The sequence below is a fragment of the Myxococcus sp. CA039A genome (genome assembly GCF_013336645.1).
GTDB classification, from domain to species: Bacteria; Myxococcota; Myxococcia; order Myxococcales; family Myxococcaceae; genus Myxococcus; species Myxococcus llanfairpwllgwyngyllgogerychwyrndrobwllllantysiliogogogochensis.
Map to the genome: position 1 here is coordinate 1 of NZ_JABUMQ010000797.1, position 426 is coordinate 426.

At 70.4% G+C, this 426-nt stretch carries 1 protein-coding gene; it reads left to right on the plus strand.

What is annotated here, in order from left to right:
• On the plus strand, nucleotides 1–426 hold a 426-nt coding region (locus HR086_RS47640), incomplete at both ends, for a sensor histidine kinase (protein ID WP_217442276.1).

Sequence of the window (426 nt, forward strand, 5' to 3'; positions counted from 1 at the left end):
CCCGCGACCTGCACGACACGCTGCTGCAGGGCAGCCAGGGCCTGATCCTGCGGCTGCACGCGATCAGCCAGTCGCCGCAGACCCCGGACAGGGTGCGCGGCCAGCTGGAATCGGCGATGCAGCTGACCGAACGCAACCTGGCCGAGGGCCGGGAGCGGGTCAACGCACTGCGCGACGGTCCTTTCGCGGGCCGCGACCTCGCTTCGGCGCTGGCCGATGTTCACGCCGAATACGCCGGGCACGGCACCAATCCGCTGCGCCTGACTGTGGAAGGCGCAACACCACCGCTGCAGGCCGATGCCGCCGAGGAGGTGTTCCTGATCGGCCGCGAGGCCATCCGCAATGCACTGCGCCACGCCAATGCCAGCGCCATCGAGGTAGAGCTGTCCTACGGCGCGCGGTGCTTCCTGCTGCACGTGCGCGACG